Annotated in this window: 18 protein-coding genes; 13 read left to right on the forward strand and 5 right to left on the reverse strand. The window is 59.7% G+C overall.

Features of this window, described 5'->3' with window-relative positions:
• Window positions 1-343 precede the first annotated feature (343 nt).
• Both V6943_RS13700 and V6943_RS13705 read left to right on the forward strand, forming a co-directional pair.
• Window positions 344-1,474, forward strand: a complete 1,131-nt coding sequence (locus V6943_RS13700) for a GGDEF domain-containing protein (RefSeq protein ID WP_181100383.1) — start codon at window positions 344-346, stop codon at window positions 1,472-1,474.
• Window positions 1,467-2,402 carry an iron-sulfur-binding ferredoxin reductase gene (locus V6943_RS13705; protein ID WP_181100384.1) on the forward strand — a complete coding sequence of 312 codons (936 nt, stop codon included), beginning with the start codon at window positions 1,467-1,469 and terminating at the stop codon, window positions 2,400-2,402. Before V6943_RS13700 ends, V6943_RS13705 begins: the two co-directional genes overlap by 8 nt.
• Window positions 2,403-2,481: 79 nt before the next feature.
• Here V6943_RS13705 and pyk read toward each other — a convergent pair whose 3' ends face one another.
• Window positions 2,482-3,936, reverse strand: a complete 1,455-nt coding sequence (gene pyk / locus V6943_RS13710; RefSeq protein WP_131650712.1) for a pyruvate kinase — start codon at window positions 3,934-3,936, stop codon at window positions 2,482-2,484.
• 169 nt (window positions 3,937-4,105) lie between these two features.
• On the opposite strand from pyk, the gene V6943_RS13715 reads away from it, so the two are divergent.
• The 4 genes from V6943_RS13715 to sbcB all read left to right on the forward strand — a co-directional run bounded on the left by V6943_RS13715 (window position 4,106) and on the right by sbcB (window position 6,979).
• Complete coding sequence (locus V6943_RS13715; RefSeq protein WP_131650711.1) at window positions 4,106-4,483, forward strand: tetratricopeptide repeat protein; 378 nt, start codon at window positions 4,106-4,108, stop codon at window positions 4,481-4,483.
• A 38-nt stretch (window positions 4,484-4,521) separates the two neighbouring features.
• Window positions 4,522-4,950, forward strand: coding sequence for a DUF4124 domain-containing protein (locus tag V6943_RS13720; RefSeq protein WP_131650710.1), 429 nt, complete (start codon window positions 4,522-4,524; stop codon window positions 4,948-4,950).
• Between the two features lie 47 nt (window positions 4,951-4,997).
• The gene (locus V6943_RS13725; RefSeq protein WP_181100386.1) at window positions 4,998-5,432 is read left to right on the forward strand and encodes a PilZ domain-containing protein; all 435 of its coding nucleotides are present in this window, start codon (window positions 4,998-5,000) and stop codon (window positions 5,430-5,432) included.
• 119 nt (window positions 5,433-5,551) lie between these two features.
• Window positions 5,552-6,979: an exodeoxyribonuclease I gene (gene sbcB / locus V6943_RS13730; protein ID WP_181100388.1), complete on the forward strand. Its 1,428-nt coding sequence runs from the start codon at window positions 5,552-5,554 to the stop codon at window positions 6,977-6,979.
• Window positions 6,980-7,058: 79 nt separating this feature from the next.
• On the opposite strand, the gene mvaT is transcribed toward sbcB, so the two are convergent.
• Complete coding sequence (gene mvaT, locus V6943_RS13735) at window positions 7,059-7,436, reverse strand: histone-like nucleoid-structuring protein MvaT (RefSeq protein WP_131650707.1); 378 nt, start codon at window positions 7,434-7,436, stop codon at window positions 7,059-7,061.
• Between the two features lie 416 nt (window positions 7,437-7,852).
• Here mvaT and purU point away from each other — a divergent pair, with 416 nt between their 5' ends.
• The 3 genes from purU (at window position 7,853) to V6943_RS13750 (ending at window position 10,438) form a co-directional block, all read left to right on the forward strand.
• On the forward strand, window positions 7,853-8,704 hold the full coding sequence (gene purU / locus V6943_RS13740) for a formyltetrahydrofolate deformylase (RefSeq protein ID WP_131650706.1): 852 nt from the start codon (window positions 7,853-7,855) through the stop codon (window positions 8,702-8,704).
• 26 nt (window positions 8,705-8,730) lie between these two features.
• On the forward strand, window positions 8,731-8,904 hold the full coding sequence (locus V6943_RS13745) for a hypothetical protein (protein WP_340553982.1): 174 nt from the start codon (window positions 8,731-8,733) through the stop codon (window positions 8,902-8,904).
• A gap of 67 nt (window positions 8,905-8,971) precedes the next feature.
• Window positions 8,972-10,438, forward strand: a complete 1,467-nt coding sequence (locus tag V6943_RS13750; protein ID WP_340553983.1) for a helicase HerA-like domain-containing protein — start codon at window positions 8,972-8,974, stop codon at window positions 10,436-10,438.
• 70 nt (window positions 10,439-10,508) lie between these two features.
• Here the strand turns inward: V6943_RS13750 and V6943_RS13755 are convergent, their stop codons facing one another.
• From V6943_RS13755 to yaaA, 3 genes are all read right to left on the reverse strand, one after another.
• The gene (locus V6943_RS13755; RefSeq protein ID WP_131650703.1) at window positions 10,509-10,718 is read right to left on the reverse strand and encodes a hypothetical protein; all 210 of its coding nucleotides are present in this window, start codon (window positions 10,716-10,718) and stop codon (window positions 10,509-10,511) included.
• A 325-nt stretch (window positions 10,719-11,043) separates the two neighbouring features.
• Window positions 11,044-12,489 carry a mannose-1-phosphate guanylyltransferase/mannose-6-phosphate isomerase gene (locus tag V6943_RS13760; protein ID WP_131650702.1) on the reverse strand — a complete coding sequence of 482 codons (1,446 nt, stop codon included), beginning with the start codon at window positions 12,487-12,489 and terminating at the stop codon, window positions 11,044-11,046.
• 680 nt (window positions 12,490-13,169) lie between these two features.
• Complete coding sequence (gene yaaA / locus V6943_RS13765; RefSeq protein ID WP_340553985.1) at window positions 13,170-13,946, reverse strand: peroxide stress protein YaaA; 777 nt, start codon at window positions 13,944-13,946, stop codon at window positions 13,170-13,172.
• A gap of 138 nt (window positions 13,947-14,084) precedes the next feature.
• Between yaaA and dmeF the strand changes: the two genes are divergently transcribed.
• From dmeF to V6943_RS13785, 4 genes are all read left to right on the forward strand, one after another.
• On the forward strand, window positions 14,085-15,050 hold the full coding sequence (gene dmeF / locus V6943_RS13770; protein ID WP_340553987.1) for a CDF family Co(II)/Ni(II) efflux transporter DmeF: 966 nt from the start codon (window positions 14,085-14,087) through the stop codon (window positions 15,048-15,050).
• A 261-nt stretch (window positions 15,051-15,311) separates the two neighbouring features.
• Window positions 15,312-16,700, forward strand: a complete 1,389-nt coding sequence (locus V6943_RS13775) for a PhoH family protein (protein ID WP_340553989.1) — start codon at window positions 15,312-15,314, stop codon at window positions 16,698-16,700.
• A gap of 117 nt (window positions 16,701-16,817) precedes the next feature.
• On the forward strand, window positions 16,818-17,288 hold the full coding sequence (gene moaC, locus V6943_RS13780; RefSeq protein ID WP_340553990.1) for a cyclic pyranopterin monophosphate synthase MoaC: 471 nt from the start codon (window positions 16,818-16,820) through the stop codon (window positions 17,286-17,288).
• Window positions 17,285-17,533, forward strand: a complete 249-nt coding sequence (locus V6943_RS13785; RefSeq protein WP_340553991.1) for a MoaD/ThiS family protein — start codon at window positions 17,285-17,287, stop codon at window positions 17,531-17,533. Before moaC ends, V6943_RS13785 begins: the two co-directional genes overlap by 4 nt.

Here is a 17,533-nt window from a genome sequence, read left to right on the forward strand (position 1 = left end):
CTTGGCGGGGCGGAGACGGGCGTGTCGAGAAGAGACCGACACGCGCGGGATAAAAAAGGCGCGGCAGTATAACCCGCCGACCGGGCGGGTACACAGACGGACCAAAGGTGAAGGGATGCACAGAGGAACCGGGGCGGCGCGGCCGTCAATCGATCATCAAACGAGAGAACGAGCCGCAGGCTTCATACAGGCGCAAGGTATATGAAGGTTCGTTGGCAGAAGGCGACAGAATGGTCGCAATCGAGTCGATTGATATCTCGCCGCAGCTTCGAAACGGCTGCTTATGGGCTTTTTCGCTCGGTCAGCGTAAAGTGCGTCGAATTGCCACTATGGGATGGATTCCATGCGCACGCTTCGTGACGAAAGCGATCAGCAGGCGCTTCAGCAACTGGTGACCAAACGTTTCGGCATGGCGGCCGGCACCTATGGCCTTGCTTTGCTTTTGACCTGGATCACCGTGGCCGGTGGGTTCTACCAGGCGCCGCTGGACACTGCGATAGTCGGTTCGGTGATGATTCTGGCCAGCCAACTGGTGTTCTTCGGGATCTTCTACCGAGGCCACAATCTGCGCTTTCGCGACCCCAGCCTGACCGAACCGCAGGTGCTGGTTGCGCTGGTCTGGCTGACCTTCTTTCTGTTCAATCTCGGCGACAACCGCGGCTCGCTGCTGGTGCTTTATGTGCTGGTGCTGATGTTTGCGGTATTTCTCCATCCAAAGGTCTTCACCCGCTACGCTGTGCTGGCGTTGCTCAGCTTCGTCGGCATGTCGTTGTATGACGCTCAGCAGGGGCAACTGCGCGACCCGCAGGTGGCGTTGCTGCAGACCGGTGTGTTGTTGGTCACTTTGATCTGGATGTGCCTGTTCGTCGGGTACGTCTATAAGCTGCGTCAGCGCATGCGCCAGCGTCGTTTCGCCCTCCAGGCGCATCAGGAGACGCTGCGCGGCATGATGAGGCAGCTGGAGGATCTGGCGTCCACGGACGAGCTGACCGGGCTGTACAACCGTCGGCATTTTCTCCGGCGAGCCGAGGATGAGCTGAACCGGCTGCGTGCGGGGCACAGGTCTGGTCTCGCCCTGATCGATCTCGATCATTTCAAACGGATTAACGACCTGCACGGACACGCCACGGGTGATCGTGTGCTGCAGACCTTCGCCTCGGTGGCGCGCTCGTGTCTACGCGACGGCGACATACTCGCTCGTTACGGCGGCGAGGAGTTCGTGTTGCTGCTGCCGCACACCGACGCCGAGCAGTTCAGTGCCTGTTGTGAGCGCCTGCGCGAGGCGTTCGCTAATGCCCAGCCACTGGATGTGAATATGCAGGCAGGGCATCTCAGCCTGTCGGTCGGGCTTACGTTGCTCAATGCCGGCGATGACCTGGGCGAGGCGTTGCAACGGGCGGACGAGGCGCTGTACCGCGCCAAAGAAAATGGACGTAACCGCTGCGAAGCAAGCTGGGCGGCTGTCGATGCCTGAGATCCGTTGCGGGGCTCGGTCCTGGCGCGTGAGTGAGGGCAGCAACCTGCTCGATGCGCTCAACTGCGCGGGTCTGAACGTGCCCTACAGCTGCCGTGCGGGGCGCTGCCATGCCTGCCTGGTACGGTGCGTGGCGGGTGAACCAGAGGATGCTCGCCCGGATGCGCTCGATGTCGGTAAGCGTCTGCAGGGCTGGCGGCTCGCCTGTCAATGCACCGTGACCGAAGACGTCGAAGTCGCCCCGTTCGACCCCCAGCGAGAGGGCGTGGCGACGCGCGTGGAGGGGCTCGACTGGTTCGGTGGGGATGTTCTTCGGTTGCGCCTGATGCCCGATCGCCCTGTGCGCTACCGCGCGGGTCAGCATGCGCTGCTGTGGACTGGCGACGGTATCGCGCGTTCCTATTCGCTCGCCAGCGTTCCGGGCGAAGAGCCTTGGCTTGAGTTCCACCTGGACTGCGCCAGACCCGGAGCCTTCAGCGAGGCGGCGCGCAACCTGATTCTTGGCGATAGCCTGCGTCTCGGCCAGCTACACCAGGGCGCGCTGCATTACGACGTCGGCTGGCAGACCCAGCCCTTACTGTTACTGGCTGCCGGCACCGGGCTTGCGCCGCTCTGGTCCATTTTGCGCGAAGCGCTGCGGCAGGGGCATACCGGGCCTGTTCGGCTGCTGCATTTCTGTCGGGGTGAATCCTATCTGCGAGCCGAACTGGAGCGTCTCGCCGGGCAGCACGAAAATCTGAGCGTGAAATATTTCGAGCGGAGGCAGGCGCAAGACGTGCTGCAAGCGCTGCGCGTGGCGTCGCGGCAGGAGCGGGTTTTGATCTGCGGCGGAGCTGCTTTCGTCGAGGAAAGCGCCAAACACATGTTTCTGGCGGGGATAGCCCGAGGTCAAATTCTGAGCGATGCGTTCCTGGTCCGTCAGGCCTGAGCGAGGACGCCCGCGATTGGTTGAAAATGAAGCGTGCCGAAAGGCATGGCAGCACGGGCCATACCTTTCGGCGTGGTTGTCAGCTCAGCGGATCGCCGACGCGTAGGATCTTCATGGTGTTGGTGCCGCCCGTGGAGTCGTGATAGCTGTCGCCCTTGGTCAGGATGACCCAATCGCCCGGCTGCACGATGTTGCGCTTGACCAGTTCGTCTACCGCCGCCTGGCTGACTTTGTCGGCCGGCAGTGCGGCTGGGTCGAACGGAACGGTCTGCACGCCACGGAACAGTGCCACGCGGGCTTGGGCATCGCGATGCGGGGTGAAGGCGAAGATCGGCACCGAGGAGCGGATGCGCGACATGATCAGCGTGGTATAGCCGCTTTCGGTCAGGCTGATGATCGCCTTGACGCCCGGGAAATGGTTGGCGGTGTACATCGCCGCGAGCGCCGTGCTTTCATCGCTGCGCTCGAAGCGCTGGCCGAGGCGGTGGCCGGACTTGATGCTGGTCGGATGTTTCTCGGCGCCGACGCAGACGCGCGCCATCGCCTTAATCGCTTCGATCGGGTATTCGCCAGCGGCGCTTTCCGCCGACAGCATGACCGCATCGGTGTAGTCGAGCACGGCGTTGGCTACATCGGAAACCTCGGCGCGGGTCGGCATCGGGCTCTGGATCATCGACTCCATCATTTGGGTCGCGGTGATCACCACCTTATTGTTGCGACGTGCGTGGAGAATGATCTTCTTCTGAATGCCAACCAGCTCGGCATCGCCGATTTCCACGCCCAAATCGCCGCGAGCGACCATCACGCCATCGCTGGCACGGATAAGCCCGTCGAGGGCTTCGTCGTCGGCAACCGCCTCGGCGCGCTCGATCTTCGCGATCAGCCAGGCGCTGGAGCCGGCCTCGTCGCGCAGACGGCGGGCCAGTTCCATATCGGCGGCGTCGCGCGGGAATGAGACAGCCAGGTAGTCCAGCTGCAGATCCGCGGCCAGCTTGATGTCGGCCTTGTCCTTGGCGGTCAGCGCGGGAGCGGTCAAGCCACCGCCGCGACGGTTGATGCCTTTGTTGTCCGACAGCGGACCGCCGATCAGCACGGTGCAGTGCAATTCATCGGCGGTCGTCGCATCGACGCGCATGACCACACGGCCATCGTCGAGTAGCAGCTCGTCGCCGACGCTGCAATCCTTGACCAGGTCCGGATAGTCGATGCCGACCACTTCCTGGTTGCCAGCGTCGCGCGGGTGGGTGACGGAGAAGCGAAAGCTGTCGCCTTCGGCCAGCTCGATGCGCTTGTTGGTGAACTTGGCGATGCGAATCTTCGGTCCCTGCAGGTCGCCCAGCAGCGCGACGAAACGGCCATGTCGTGCGGCGATATCCCGTACCAGTTGCGCCCGGGCGCGATGCTCATCCGGCGCACCATGAGAGAAGTTCAGGCGCGCGACATCGAGTCCGGCCAGGATCATTTTTTCCAGTACTTCCGGCGAGCTGCTGGCCGGGCCTAGCGTGGCGACGATTTTGGTACGGCGCGAAGTCATTCATTGCTCCTTTTTCTGAATGGGCCGGAGGCTACTATGGCGTGCGGCTGTAGTCATCGTTGGCTTTCACTACTCTTTAAGGGGCGGGACGGCACATCGTTCGGGCGCCGAGCGGGCTGCAGTTTTTCTCGTCATGGTCGATAAGCCGGCATCGGAGGATTACTAACCCATGCGAACCCTTGCCATTCTTTTTCTGGCCACTCTCAGCGTAGGCTGTAGCAGCAGAAGTGCACTCGACCGCCATCTTGATGCCGCCTATACCCATTACCGCAACGACGATTGCGACAAGGTGATGCTCGAACTCTCCCAGGCCGAGCGTCGCAGTCGTCCCCGTGACAACCTTCAGCCGGAAATTTCGCTGTTGCGTGGCCAATGCCTGGAGCGCCAGGGCTTGTTCGTCGATGCGGCGGAAACCTATCGATTCATCCAGGCCCGTTATCCAGCTAGCGAATACGCCTTCCGTGGCCGCGCCAGACTGGAGACGTTGCGTCAGTTGGGGCACTATCAACCCGAGGAGCGGGTAGTGACCCATCCCGTCAAACCGTGAAACTGAGCTGGTCATCGTGACTGGACGGGAAGGAACCCATGCGTGTCGCATCCATACTGTTCGCAGGCTTGCTGGTCGCGCCGTGTGCAACGGCTGGTATTTACCGCTGGGTAGATTCCCAGGGAAATGTACATTTCGGCTCGCAGCCGCGCGCCGGTGCTGAGCAGGTCGAGGTGCGACCGCAGGTCATCGAGCGTGACGACGCGACTCGCGAGCGGGAGGCGCGTACCGAACGATTTCACGAGGCCCGTCGGCAAGAGCAGCAGCTGGCCGATGACGCCGCCAGCACACGCCGTGCCGAGCGCGAGCAGACGTGCCGTCAGTTGCGTCAGGAATTGTCGAGTCTGTCCCGAGGTGGCCGCTACTTTCGTGCCGATGCAAACGGAGGACGGGTCTACTACAGTGATGAGGAGATAGGGGCGGCGCGGCGGCAGTTGGCCAGTCGTATCAGTCAGAGCTGCAGCTGAGCGGCGGGCGATGGTCACGGCAATCAAACGTGCGGCAGGCGGGAACGATGAACATGACCAATCAGCGCAGTATCCAGCGGCACCAGTTGCCGTACTACCTCAACGTTTTCAATCGTTTCACCGACAAGCCACTAGGTTTCATCGGCAACCTTTCAGAGACCGGGCTGATGCTCATCAGTCCCTATCCGATGATGGTCGATGCGCGCTTCGAGATGCGTCTGAAGATTCCCGGTCAGCATGGCCAGCTGCGTTGCGTCGACTTCAGTGCAACCTGCCGCTGGTCCCGTGAGGACGTCACGCCGGGCAGCTTCGATTCCGGTTTCGAACTAGTCTCCGCGCCCAGCGAAATACGTCACATGATCGACGCGCTGCATCATTACTTCAGCTTTCGTCCGATGTCGAGCATCCCGCCGGCCCGCCTGCCGCTCAACGATGCTCCACGGCGCACGGCCGTCGACGAGGATCACTACCACGGTGGCTGAGCGATTCGGTTGCGTGGCCGGGCTTTGGTGGGTGGCGCTGATCGTTCGTGGTCCCGGTCAGCACGCCGGAAATGGTGCGCTGCTAGACTGGCGCCCGAACACCGATAGGGACGCCCCACGTGACATCCAGCATCTTCTGGTATGACTTTGAAACCACCGGTATTTCCCCGCGTTGCGACCGGCCGCTGCAGGTTGCCGGTATCCGTACCAACGAGGCGTTGGAGGAAATTGGCGAGCCGCTGAATATCTATTGCCGCCTCAGCGACGACATCCTGCCGCATCCGGCTGCGTGTCTGGTAACCGGCATCACCCCCACGACTTTGGCCGAGAAAGGCTTATGTGAGGCGGAGTTCATTACTCGCCTGCATCAGGAGCTGGCGCTGCCGGGTACCTGTGGTGCGGGTTACAACACGCTGCGTTTCGATGACGAAGTGCTGCGCTACAGTCTGTACCGCAACTTCTTCGACCCGTATGCACGCGAATGGCAAAGCGGCAACAGCCGTTGGGATCTGATCGATCTGGTTCGCACCGCTTATGCACTACGCCCCCAAGGACTGGTCTGGCCGGAGGAGGACGGACGAGTGACGCTCAAGCTGGAGCGCCTAAGTGCGGCCAACGGCCTCGAACATCTACAGGCGCATGACGCGTTATCGGATGTGCGAGCAACCATCGCACTGGCCCGTTTGATACGGGATCGTCAGCCCCGGCTCTATGACTACCTATATAGGTTGCGCCGCAAGAATGCAGTCATCGAGCAGATCGAGCTTTTGAAACCGATGGTACATATCTCGGGGCGCTTTTCTGCCGCTCGGCATTATCTCTCCATAGTTCTGCCGCTGGCCTGGCATCCACGTAATCGCAACGCACTGATTGTTTGCGACCTCAACTCCGAATGCTCACCTTTGTGGGAAGAAACTTCCGATGATCTCCGCGAGCGGCTGTATACCCGGCGGGAAGATCTTGGCGAGAAGCTGCCAACCCCGCTGAAACTGGTACATGTGAACCGCTGCCCCGTATTGGTGCCCATGAATGTCTTGCGCGCCTCCGATATCGATCGACTGGGCCTGGATCTGCGTTGTTGCGAAACCAGGGCGCGCGATCTGCGCGGCCGAAAGGCAGAATGGAGCACGAAACTCGCCGATATTTATCAAGAGCAGGGGTTCGCTGACTTAGCGGATCCTGAGCAACAACTTTATGAAGCTTTCCTGGGCGAGCGTGATCGGCGTCTGTGCGAACAGGTCAGAAATCTGGTGCCGACTCAAACTTCGAGCGAAGTGCCGCCGTTTGATGATGCGCGTCTACCGGAACTGCATTTTCGTTACCGCGCACGCAACTTTCCTGAATGCCTTTCGGCGGCCGAGAAGCAGCAATGGGATGAGTTCTGCCGGCAACGCTTAACCGCGCCCGAGTTTGGGGCGCCCAATACGCTGGAGCAATTCGAAAGTACTCTGCAGGCGCAGTTGACGACCGCGACCTCGCAGCAGGCGCAGCTACTTCAGCAATGGGCTTCGTATGCCCAGGGCTTGCGTGAGCGGTACCTTCGCTGATTTGAGCAGACACAAAAAAGCCATTTGATCCGCATGCGTGGCATGAGGCGTCAGATGGCTTTCAGCTGTAGCGGGATAATTAGCCGAGCAGAGTGGCCCAACCTTCAACCTCTTCCGAGCCCCACTGCGCTTTCCACTCTTTCAGTGTCTTGTGATTACCACCTTTGGTTTCAATCACTTCGCCGTTATGCGGATTCTTGTATTGCTTGATACGGCGGGCGCGCTTGGTTGCGGCCGGGGCCTTTGCGGTACGTTGTGTCTTGCTGTTTCGGGCATCCGGATCAAGCAGTGCAATGATGTCGCGAAGCGATTTTTGATATTCGCCCATCAGTTCACGCAGTTTGCCTTCGAATTCAAGCTCTTTTTTCAGCTTGTCGTCTGCAGAAAGAGATTTCAGGCGTTCCTGCAGTTCCTTGATGGCTTCTTCAGTGGCGCGGTATTCATTGATTAGCGACATGTGACTTCCTTGGTATAGGTTTGAACGCAAGTGTTGGTAATCATAGACAGCCGCAATGCTCAAGTAAATATAGCGTTGAATAAAGTTTGACTATGGTTCTCTTTGAAATTGGCCGTTAAAGCCGTTCAGTTAGTCTTCGGCGAAATAATTCTTCCTTGAAGTTAGCGCTACGTCAGGTCCCGGTTACCAGGCGCCCCGCTCTGCATCGGCGGAGTAGCTGTCCGCGACACAATATTACGAAACCGGTATCTGGCGCTGTATAGGATAACCCTCAGGTTATTGGGGGTTCATGTGTACCTAAAATGGTGGCCCGGCGGCGAACACCGGGGAAGGGTGCGCGCTGGTGCGATCATGTGGTTACGGTTTTCTTCGCTGCGCTAGAATGCGCCACCTTTTTATAGCCGGAGTTAACTTTCATGCGCACGTTCAGGCTGGTTATTGCCTGCCCCGATGGCGTTGGCATTGTCGCCAAGGTCAGTAATTTCCTGGCCACTTACAATGGGTGGATCACCGAAGCCAATCATCACTCCGATCATCAGAGTGGCTGGTTTTTCATGCGTCATGAAATCCGTGCTGATTCGTTGCCGTTCGATCTCGCAGGTTTTCATCAGGCGTTCGCGCCGATAGCGCGTGAGTTCTCCATGGAGTGGCGCATTACCGACTCGGAACAGCGCAAGCGCGTGGTGCTGATGGCCAGTCGCGAGTCGCATTGTCTGGCCGATCTGCTGCACAGATGGCACAGCGGTGAGCTGGATTGCGATATTCCCTGCGTGATTTCCAATCACGACGACCTGCGTAGCATGGTCGAGTGGCATGGAATTCCGTTCTTCCATGTGCCGGTCAAGCCAGGACACAAGGAAGAGGCGTTTGCCGAGGTGTCGCGTCTGGTGCGTGAACATCAGGCCGATGTGATAGTGCTTGCCCGCTACATGCAGATCCTTCCGGCCGAGCTGTGTGAAGAGTTCGCGCAGCGCGTGATCAACATCCACCACAGCTTCCTACCTTCGTTCGTAGGGGCCAAGCCCTACCATCAGGCTGCGCAGCGAGGGGTCAAACTGATCGGCGCAACTTGCCATTACGTAACCGAAGAGCTGGATGCCGGGCCGATCATCGAGCAGGACGTGGTGCGTGTCAGTCACCGCGACAGCATTGAGGACATGGTGCGGCTGGGCAAAGATGTAGAAAAAATGGTGCTATCGCGTGGCCTGCGCTATCACTTGCAAGAGCGTGTGCTGGTTCACGGCAACAAGACCCTGGTATTCAACTGACCACCGCTTTCGGTACGGGAGGATGCATGACCGATCCATTGGAACAGGCCGGTGCTAGCGCGCCGCCGATCATCGGGAGTGGTTGTACGCAGCGCTACGATCCGGAGCATCTCGGCCCTGAACTCGGAACGGACTTTCCTGGCGCCGAAACGTTGTGGGAGCAGTGGACTGCTGCTGAGGTCGCCGCCTCCAACGGCTGAATAATGGGTGAGACGCCCGGCTGGCGTTGCTCGGCCATCCACGGTTATCCGTTCTGGAGACGGTCAGATGAAACATAACGATCGCGTCGTGCTGGGTGCGGATGCCACCGGTGAGGCCAATACGCATCCGCTTCGGCTGATCAATCGTCACGGGCTTGTCGCTGGCGCGACAGGGACTGGCAAGACGGTGACCCTGCAGCGACTCGCCGAGCAATTCAGCAATGCGGGCATCTCGGTGTTTGCGGCGGATATCAAGGGCGATCTGTGTGGGCTGGGTGCGACTGGAGCGCCCCAGGGAAAGATTGCCGAGCGCATCGCCGACATGCCTTGGCTCGCCCACCAACCGCAGGCCTATCCCGTGACGCTCTGGGATGTGTACGGCCTGAGCGGACATCCGCTGCGTACCACGCTTACCGAAATGGGCCCGCTGCTGCTGGGCAGCTTGCTCGAGTTGACAGATAGCCAGCAGGCCGCGCTCTACGCAGCGTTCAAAGTGGCTGATCGGGAAGGCCTGTTGCTTCTGGATCTGAAGGACCTCAAGTCACTGCTCGGTCACCTTAAGGCGCAACCCGAGGTGTTGGGTGAGGATGCGGCGCTGCTAACCAATGCGTCTTCACAGGCATTGCTGCGGCGGCTGGCGGGCCTGGAGCAGCAGGGCGCCGAAGCGTTGTTCGGTGAGCCGGCGCTGGCGCTGGAAGATATCCTTCAGCCTGCGCACGATGGGCGCGGCAGGATTCATCTACTGGATGCCAGCCGGTTAGTGCATCAGGCACCCAAGATCTACGCGACGTTTCTGCTGTGGCTGCTGGCCGAGCTGTTCGAACAGTTGCCCGAGCGCGGCGATGCGGACCGTCCACTGCTGGCATTGTTCTTCGATGAGGCGCACCTGTTGTTCAATGACACCCCGAAGGCGCTGCAGGACAGACTGGTTCAGGTCGTTCGGCTGATTCGCTCCAAAGGTGTGGGCGTCTATTTCGTTACCCAGTCGCCGGCGGATCTGCCAGATGATGTTTTGGCGCAGCTAGGGCTGCGTATCCAGCATGGGATGCGAGCCTACACGGTCAAGGAACAGAAGGCCTTGCGTGCGGTAGCCGAGGGTTTCCGAGCCAACCCAGCGTTTTCCGCGCTGGACTCGCTGGTCGACCTCGGTATCGGTGAGGCGCTGGTGGGCGGGCTCGAAGACAATGGCACGCCGGCCATGGCCCAGCGCGTGGCTATCGCTCCTCCAGAGTCGAGGGTGGGGCCGCTCGACGAAGCGGAAAGGCGTGCGCTGATTGCCAGCTCACCGTTACGCACACGCTACGAGAAGGCAATCGATCGGGAGTCCGCCTATGAAATCCTGCGCGAACGGGCAGGGCAGGCAAGCAAAATCGAGCCACAGAAGAACACCCCGGCATCAAAGAATGAAGCAGGTGACGCTTTCGGTGATCTTGCCGAGCGAATGTTCAAGAGCGCCATGCGCCAAGCGGCGTCGCAATTAGGGCGGCAATTGGCAAGGGGTTTGATGGGCTCGCTGCTCGGTGGGAAGCGCTGACCGGAAGAAATAAAGAAGGGTGGTTCGGCTCGGGTCGCTTTGAATAGCAATCGGGCCGAGCACCGAAGAGTTATTCGGTCTCGGTTACCTTTTGCGATAGTTCTTTTTCTATTTTTTCCAATTCTTTCTGGAACACCTGATCGTGAACTGTCTGCTTTTTCCGCCAAGGCTTGCGTTCGGGGTCGGGCTGCGCGGCGTAGGTGGTTACTTCGCCCCCATATACGGTCTGGAAGCGCTTGGCCTGCCGTTCCAGTTCGGCGCGTAATTCATCTTTGGTCACTCTTTATCTTTCCTTCCTATAGTTTCGGCGCCGATGCACTGACCGATGCCGATAGCGGCACGGGCAGATAAGTCTGGCGATGGCTTTATTTAATGGGCTGGCCGGCTGCTTTGCAAGCATGGGGCGTGAACAAGTGTATGCGAAAGTTATCGCAAGGCGCTGGGCTAACAGATTGTCAGCGTAACACCCGATGATTCGATGGTGTTCCCTGCTTATGTAACAGCGCTATGTTTCGCCTGAACTGAGTACATCAAATGGAGCTGCACTTCGTTCAGATACGACAAAGCCGCGCCTGACGCTGGCGCGGCTTTTGGTGCAGCGTGATTCAGCGGGCCGAATGACTTGCTACATCGTCACGGGCGCGACCGTATACGTCGTCCAGTCGCTCGATGTCGTCTTCGCCGAGATAGCTGCCTGACTGAACTTCGATGATCTCCAGTGGAATTTTGCCGGGGTTGGCCAGTCGGTGGATGGAGGTTACCGGGATATAGGTCGACTGGTTCTCGGTCAGCAGGAAGGTCTTGTCATTGCAGGTCACCTGGGCGGTGCCGGATACGACGATCCAGTGCTCAGCGCGGTGATGGTGCATTTGCAGGGAGAGTTGCGCGCCCGGGTTGACGCATATCCGCTTGACCTGGAAGCGACCGCCCATATCGACCGAGTCATACCAGCCCCAAGGGCGATACACCGCGCAATGGTTCACCGTTTCGGAGCGCTTCATGTCATCGAGCTTGTTCACCAGCTTTTTGACGTCTTGGACTTTATCCTTGTGCGCGATCATCGTGGCGTCCTTGGTTTCGACCACTACGATATTGTCCAGGCCGACCACGGTTACCAGTTTGCCGTTGCCGTGAACGAGGCAGTTGCGACTGTCTTCGACGATCACGTCGCCTCTGGTCACGTTGCCGTTCTCGTCCTTTTCCAGCACGTCCCACAGCGATGACCAGGAGCCAACATCGCTCCAGCCTGCCGACATGGGCACGACGCAGGCCAGTTCGGTCTTTTCCATCACTGCGTAGTCGATCGAGTTGTCTGGACAGCAGGCGAAGGTCTCCGGATCGATCAGGACTTCATTACCATTTTTGGCGCTGCGCTCCAGCGCGGCCCAGCAGGTGTCGTAGATGTCCGGGTCATGTTTTTTCAGTTCTTCCAGGAATACGCTGGCGCGGAACAGGAACATGCCGCTGTTCCAATAGTAATCACCCGACTCGACATACTGCTGGGCACGCGCTTCGTCAGGTTTCTCGACGAAGTTGGTGACGCGGTTGACGCCTTCCGGCAAGCCATTGCGCTCGTTGTGATCGCACTTGATGTAGCCATAACCGGTCTCTGGGCTAGTCGCGGGGATGCCGAACAGCACCATCTCACCGTTTTCCGCCGCGTTCGTGGCAAGCGCCAGCGAGCGCTGGAATGCTTTGTGGTCTTCGATCACATGATCCGCTGGGAGAACCAGCAAGAGTTCATCGCGGCCTTCTTCAATCAGCTTCATCGCCGCGATGGCGATTGCCGGTGCGGTATTTCGGCCGAAAGGCTCGAGCATAAGGCCCTGAATACTCAGCTTGCGTGCGGCCAGTTGCTCCTTGACGATGAAGCGGTGCTCCTGATTGCAAACCAGCAGAGGCGGCTGCATGCCTTCGAAAGCGAGCCGCTCGATGGTTTGCTGGAACAGCGTCTGCTCAGCCGTAAGGGCGAGAAACTGCTTGGGAAACGCTTTGCGCGAAAGAGGCCAGAGCCGGGAACCGCTACCGCCTGAGAGGATGACCGGAATCATGTTGTTTCTCCTGAATCGTTGAGAAGGGGAGTTCTTCTTGTCCATTTGGCTGCACGGATTCGTGCGCGTCCTACGCTTCTGGTTGGCCTTCAGCTGCGGCTCGCCGCCAGGCTCTTTTTTCCAGCAATGAAACTGCCTTCGGAGCCACTGCGTGGTCCGAGCATGGAATATGTGGTTTTGTCTGGACCGCAGACGCTCTTGGTGCTGCGGCGCTGATCACCGCTCCGAAATGGGTGGCCGCAAGCCCTCCAATCCGATACGGGCAGAAGTGCGCTGTTTTCGGCTGCGCTCCGCCCCGCTGATTGTGGCGCGTGAGGCAATGGCGGTGAGTCCCTATCTTGCTTCGGTCTGATCTCAGCGAATCATATGCAACGACCGTAGAGGGCCACTCTGGCTGATCCGTTGAGCTCTGTTTTGAAATCCACTGCACGTTCATGTGCGACGTCCCTTTCCATCTGGAAATGCCGGTACGCGCTTATGATTGCCGGTGCCTTCGGATAGTTCCCTGAGTAGCTGCCGCTGATCGGGGAGTTTTTTTGAATTGACGAATAAAGCTCGCCAGACCGCGAACTAGACGGCGACGGACGCCAGACGGCGTAGTGATCAGCGATGAGTGGCAGGCCGAGAGAGGGAGCGGAAGAACCCCCGCGGCTCTCATCCGCCGCGAGGGGAGGGCGGGTTCAGGACTGAACGTCGCGCAGGAACACCAAATGGTCGCTGGATGAGTCAGACGGACTGTAACGATAGCCATCGTAAGCGAAGTCCTTCAGTTGCTCGGGCCGCTCGATGCGCTCTTTGATCACATAGCGGCTCATCAAGCCGCGCGCTTTCTTGGCGTAGAAACTGATGATCTTGTACTGGCCGTTCTTCATGTCCTTGAAATCGACATCGATGACGCGGGCATTCAAGGCCTTGCGTTTGACCGCGCCGAAATACTCATTCGAAGCCAGGTTGAGCAGGACGTCATCCCCTTGTGCCGCCAATGCGTCGTTTAGCCAGTTGCTGATGCGCTCGCCCCAGAAGGCATACAGATCCTTGCCTCGGCTGTTGACCAGTTTGGTGCCCATCTCCAATCGATAGGGTTGCATCAAGTCGAGCGGACGCAAAACCCCGTAAAGCCCGGACAGCATGCGCAGGTGCTTCTGGGCGAAATCGAAATCCGGTTCGGTAAAGTCGCTCGCATTCAGTCCAGTGTAGACATCGCCCTTGAACGCGAGAAGCGCTTGCTTGGCGTTGGCCGGTGTGAATTCGGGCGTCCAACTGCCGTAGCGGGCAACGTTCAGAGCGGCGAGCTTGTCCGAAAGGTGCATCAGTTCGCCGACTTGTTGCGGCGACAGTTCGCGCAACCCTTCGATCAACTGCTGGGCGTGGTCGAGGTGCTCGGGTTGAGTGAAACGTTCGGTCGTCGGTGGGGAGTCGTAATCCAGGGTCTTGGCCGGCGATATCACCATCAGCATGCATCGGTCTCCTTTGAAGGGGGCCGATTCTAGGCTTTATCGGTGCCATGGCTCCACCTATGGACTCGATTAACCAAAAGCTTGACCTTGCCGTGGGGGAAGGGGACAAGCTCGGCATGCCGGATTCAGGAGCGCTTTATGACCGACTGCAATCATTCACACTGGACGCCGTCTCATGACTATCGTCCGCTCGAACACGGGGCCGAGCGACAGACCTGGGCGGTCGTGGTGCTGACCGGGTTGACCATGGCTGCAGAGATCGCCGCTGGCTACCTGTTCAATTCCATGGCGCTGCTCGCCGATGGCTGGCATATGGCGTCCCATATGGTGGCCATCGGCATGGCGGCGATCGCCTACCTGCTGGCGCGCCGCTACGCCAATGATCGGCGCTTCGCGTTCGGGACCTGGAAAATCGAGGTCCTTGCGGGGTTCGCGAGTGCCGTGCTGCTGGTCGTGGTGGCGCTGATGATGATCGGCGAGTCGCTGTCGCGCTTCTGGTCGCCGGCGCAGATCGGTTTCGACGAGGCGCTGTGGGTGGCGTTCATCGGGCTGGCTGTGAACCTGCTGTCCGCCTGGTTGTTGCGCGAGCAGCATGATCACCACGGCCACGGCCACGGCCACGGCCACGGCCACGGCCACGACCATGAGGCGGCGCCAGGGCGGGATCTCAATCGCCACGCGGCCTTCGTTCACGTGTTGACCGACGGGCTGACGTCAGTCGCTGCGATTATCGCTCTGTTGGGAGGCAAGTATTTCGGCTGGAACTGGCTGGACCCGCTGATGGGCATCATCGGGGCGGTGGTCATTCTGGTCTGGGCCAAAGGGCTGTTGCGCGACACCGGCAAGGCGCTACTGGATCGCGAAATGGATGATCCACTGGTGCAGCGCGTGCAGAAGCGTTTGGAGGCGGTGCCCGATACGGATGTGGCAGACCTGCACCTGTGGCGGGTCGGCCGCGCGCAATACAGCTGCGTCGTCACGCTCGTCACCCACCAAGCGTATTCGGCTGATCGCTACAAAGCCGAGCTGGCTGACTTCTCGGAGTTGGTTCACGTGACGGCGGAGGTGAACCGGTGCGGCAAAAGTGTCCGGGTTGATTATTGAGCCTAGTCAGCGTCTGGAAGCCCGCCAAGCGCAGTTCGTCGTTTCGATAAAAAAACGTCGGCGAATGGAAAAAGACTTTTTCCTGTCATCATTTTTGCGGTATTACGACATCAAGACCGCCGAAACCTGCACTCACAGGTGGCGGCCTCTGGGTGGCCCCAAGCCCCTGCCTCCCAAGTCCGCTCACCTTGCGCACGGTGGTTTTTCTGCGGCGGAGAGCATTCGGCCCTCCGTCGTCCGGCTCCGAAAAGGTGATCGTGTATGGATGACTACGGCAGACCCCGCGCTACTCAGCCCACCCTTTACGTTCTCGATACCAACGTTCTGATTCACGACCCCAACGCGATATTGAATTTCCAGGAACACCAGGTCGCCATTCCGATGACGGTTCTGGAAGAGTTGGACAAGCTCAAGACCGGCAAGCACACCGTGGCGGCAGAGTGCCGCCAGGCGATCCGTCTGATCGACAAGGTGCTTGGCGACGCGACGCCCGAGGAGGTCGAACTCGGCGTGCCGATTCAGCGCGAGAAGAGCGGGCCCTGCGGCAGCCTGTCGATTCTCATGAGCAAGGGCGCCGACTCCAGCGCACTGCCGGAAGACCTCAACGACAACAAGATCATCAATCAGGTCGTGGACCTGCAGCGACGCCGCACGGGTGTTCCTGTAGTGCTGGTCACCAATGACATCAACATGCGTTTGAAGGCGCGGGCATGTGGCGTGGCCGCGGAGGATTATCACACCGACAAGCTGGTAGACGACGTGGGCCAGCTGTCGCGCGGTTATCACAGCCTGAGCGGATCGTTCTGGGATCGCGTCAGCAAGGTCGATACCCATCAGGGACATGGACGAACCTGGCACCGTGTCCAGCTAATCGACAACCTGCCGGCCGTGCACATCAATGAGTTCATCCTCGACGAGCAGGGCTTCGTCGGCTGGATCAAGGGTATCAAGGCGGACGAGCTGCTCTTGCTCGACATGCATCAGGAGCCGTTGCTGCATCAGGAGGCCTGGGGGCTTCGTCCGCGGGATATCCATCAGGCGCTGGCATTGTTTGCCTTGCTTGATCCAGACATTCATCTGGTCAATCTCTCGGGCGCCGCGGGCTCCGGCAAGACCATCCTGGCACTGGCCGCCGCCATCGAGCAAACCGTGGCGAGCAAGCGTTACCGCCGGATTATCGCGACGCGCAGCGTACAGGGGCTGGACGAGGACATTGGCTTCCTGCCTGGCACCGAAGCGGAAAAGATGGAGCCCTGGCTCGGCGCGATCACCGACAACCTCGAAGCGCTGCACATGGATGACGAGAACACCCACGGCAGCGTCGATTACATCCTGCAAAAGGTGCCGCTGCAGTTCAAATCGCTCAATTACATTCGTGGCCGTAGCTTCCAGCAGAGCCTGATCCTCATCGACGAGTGCCAGAACCTTACGCCGCACCAGATGAAAACCATCATCACGCGGGCCGGCAGTGGGTCGAAAGTTGTGTGCCTGGGGAACCTGGCGCAGATCGACACGCCCTATCTATCTGCCACCAGTTCGGGACTGACCTATCTCACAGAGCGCTTCAAGGACTTCCCGCACGGCATGCACATTACCTTGCAGGGCGTGCCTCGTTCGGTGCTTGCCGAGTACGCAGAGGCCCATATGTAACCAAGGCACAAAGACCGATGGCAGCGCTGGAGAGCTGGACGGTGGCGGGCATTTCGTCCAGCCTCCAACCTCCATCGGTTAGACTGGCGGCCTGTCCCAATAACAAAAAGGTTAGCAATGCTCACCCATCTCGATTCCCAGGGGCGGGCCAACATGGTCGACGTTACCGCCAAAGCCGTTACGGCACGCGAGGCGGTGGCGGAGGCAAAGGTCCGCATGCTTCCCGAAACCCTGCAGATGATTCAGCAGGGCGGACACCCCAAGGGCGACGTATTCGCGGTCGCCCGCATTGCCGGCATCCAGGCGGCAAAGAAGACCCATGAACTGATACCACTCTGCCATCCACTGTTGCTGACCAGCATCAAGGTCGACTTGCAGCCCGAAGGGGACGACTGCGTGCGTATTCAGGCGCACTGCAAACTGGCCGGCCAGACCGGTGTGGAAATGGAAGCGCTGACTGCGGCGAGCATTGCCGCGCTGACCATCTACGACATGTGCAAAGCCGTCGACAAGGGCATGGTCGTGGAAGGGGTGCGGCTGCTGGAGAAGCTGGGCGGGAAAAGCGGACATTGGCAGGTGCCAACATGATTCACGTGCAGTATTTCGCTCGTTATCGCGAAACCCTTGGGCTCGATGCCGAGCAGCTGGAGTGGAATGCATCGCTTCGGCACGTGGACGACCTCAGACAGCAGCTGCTGGCACGCGGCAGCGAATGGTCGGTACTGAGCGAGGGGGGGCTGATGTGCGCGCGCAATCAGGAGCTGTGCGGACTCGACGAGCCGCTGGCCGACGGCGACGAAGTGGCATTTTTCCCCACCGTGACCGGAGGTTGA

The sequence above is a fragment of the Pseudomonas sp. CBC3 genome (genome assembly GCF_037967085.1).
Taxonomy (GTDB): domain Bacteria; phylum Pseudomonadota; class Gammaproteobacteria; order Pseudomonadales; family Pseudomonadaceae; genus Stutzerimonas.

Excerpts from the sequence above, each read along its gene's own strand:
- pyk (WP_131650712.1), bottom strand. The coding sequence starts at position 3,936 with ATGACTTCGCGCCGTACCAAAATCGTCGCCACGCTAGGCCCGGCCAGC.
- dmeF (WP_340553987.1), top strand. The coding sequence starts at position 14,085 with ATGACCGACTGCAATCATTCACACTGGACGCCGTCTCATGACTATCGT.
- V6943_RS13720 (WP_131650710.1), top strand. The coding sequence starts at position 4,522 with ATGCGTGTCGCATCCATACTGTTCGCAGGCTTGCTGGTCGCGCCGTGT.
- moaC (WP_340553990.1), top strand. The coding sequence starts at position 16,818 with ATGCTCACCCATCTCGATTCCCAGGGGCGGGCCAACATGGTCGACGTT.
- V6943_RS13775 (WP_340553989.1), top strand. The coding sequence starts at position 15,312 with ATGGATGACTACGGCAGACCCCGCGCTACTCAGCCCACCCTTTACGTT.
- V6943_RS13725 (WP_181100386.1), top strand. The coding sequence starts at position 4,998 with ATGAACATGACCAATCAGCGCAGTATCCAGCGGCACCAGTTGCCGTAC.
- V6943_RS13705 (WP_181100384.1), top strand. The coding sequence starts at position 1,467 with ATGCCTGAGATCCGTTGCGGGGCTCGGTCCTGGCGCGTGAGTGAGGGC.
- V6943_RS13760 (WP_131650702.1), bottom strand. The coding sequence starts at position 12,489 with ATGATTCCGGTCATCCTCTCAGGCGGTAGCGGTTCCCGGCTCTGGCCT.
- mvaT (WP_131650707.1), bottom strand. The coding sequence starts at position 7,436 with ATGTCGCTAATCAATGAATACCGCGCCACTGAAGAAGCCATCAAGGAA.
- yaaA (WP_340553985.1), bottom strand. The coding sequence starts at position 13,946 with ATGCTGATGGTGATATCGCCGGCCAAGACCCTGGATTACGACTCCCCA.
- V6943_RS13785 (WP_340553991.1), top strand. The coding sequence starts at position 17,285 with ATGATTCACGTGCAGTATTTCGCTCGTTATCGCGAAACCCTTGGGCTC.
- V6943_RS13745 (WP_340553982.1), top strand. The coding sequence starts at position 8,731 with ATGACCGATCCATTGGAACAGGCCGGTGCTAGCGCGCCGCCGATCATC.
- purU (WP_131650706.1), top strand. The coding sequence starts at position 7,853 with ATGCGCACGTTCAGGCTGGTTATTGCCTGCCCCGATGGCGTTGGCATT.
- V6943_RS13750 (WP_340553983.1), top strand. The coding sequence starts at position 8,972 with ATGAAACATAACGATCGCGTCGTGCTGGGTGCGGATGCCACCGGTGAG.
- V6943_RS13715 (WP_131650711.1), top strand. The coding sequence starts at position 4,106 with ATGCGAACCCTTGCCATTCTTTTTCTGGCCACTCTCAGCGTAGGCTGT.
- V6943_RS13700 (WP_181100383.1), top strand. The coding sequence starts at position 344 with ATGCGCACGCTTCGTGACGAAAGCGATCAGCAGGCGCTTCAGCAACTG.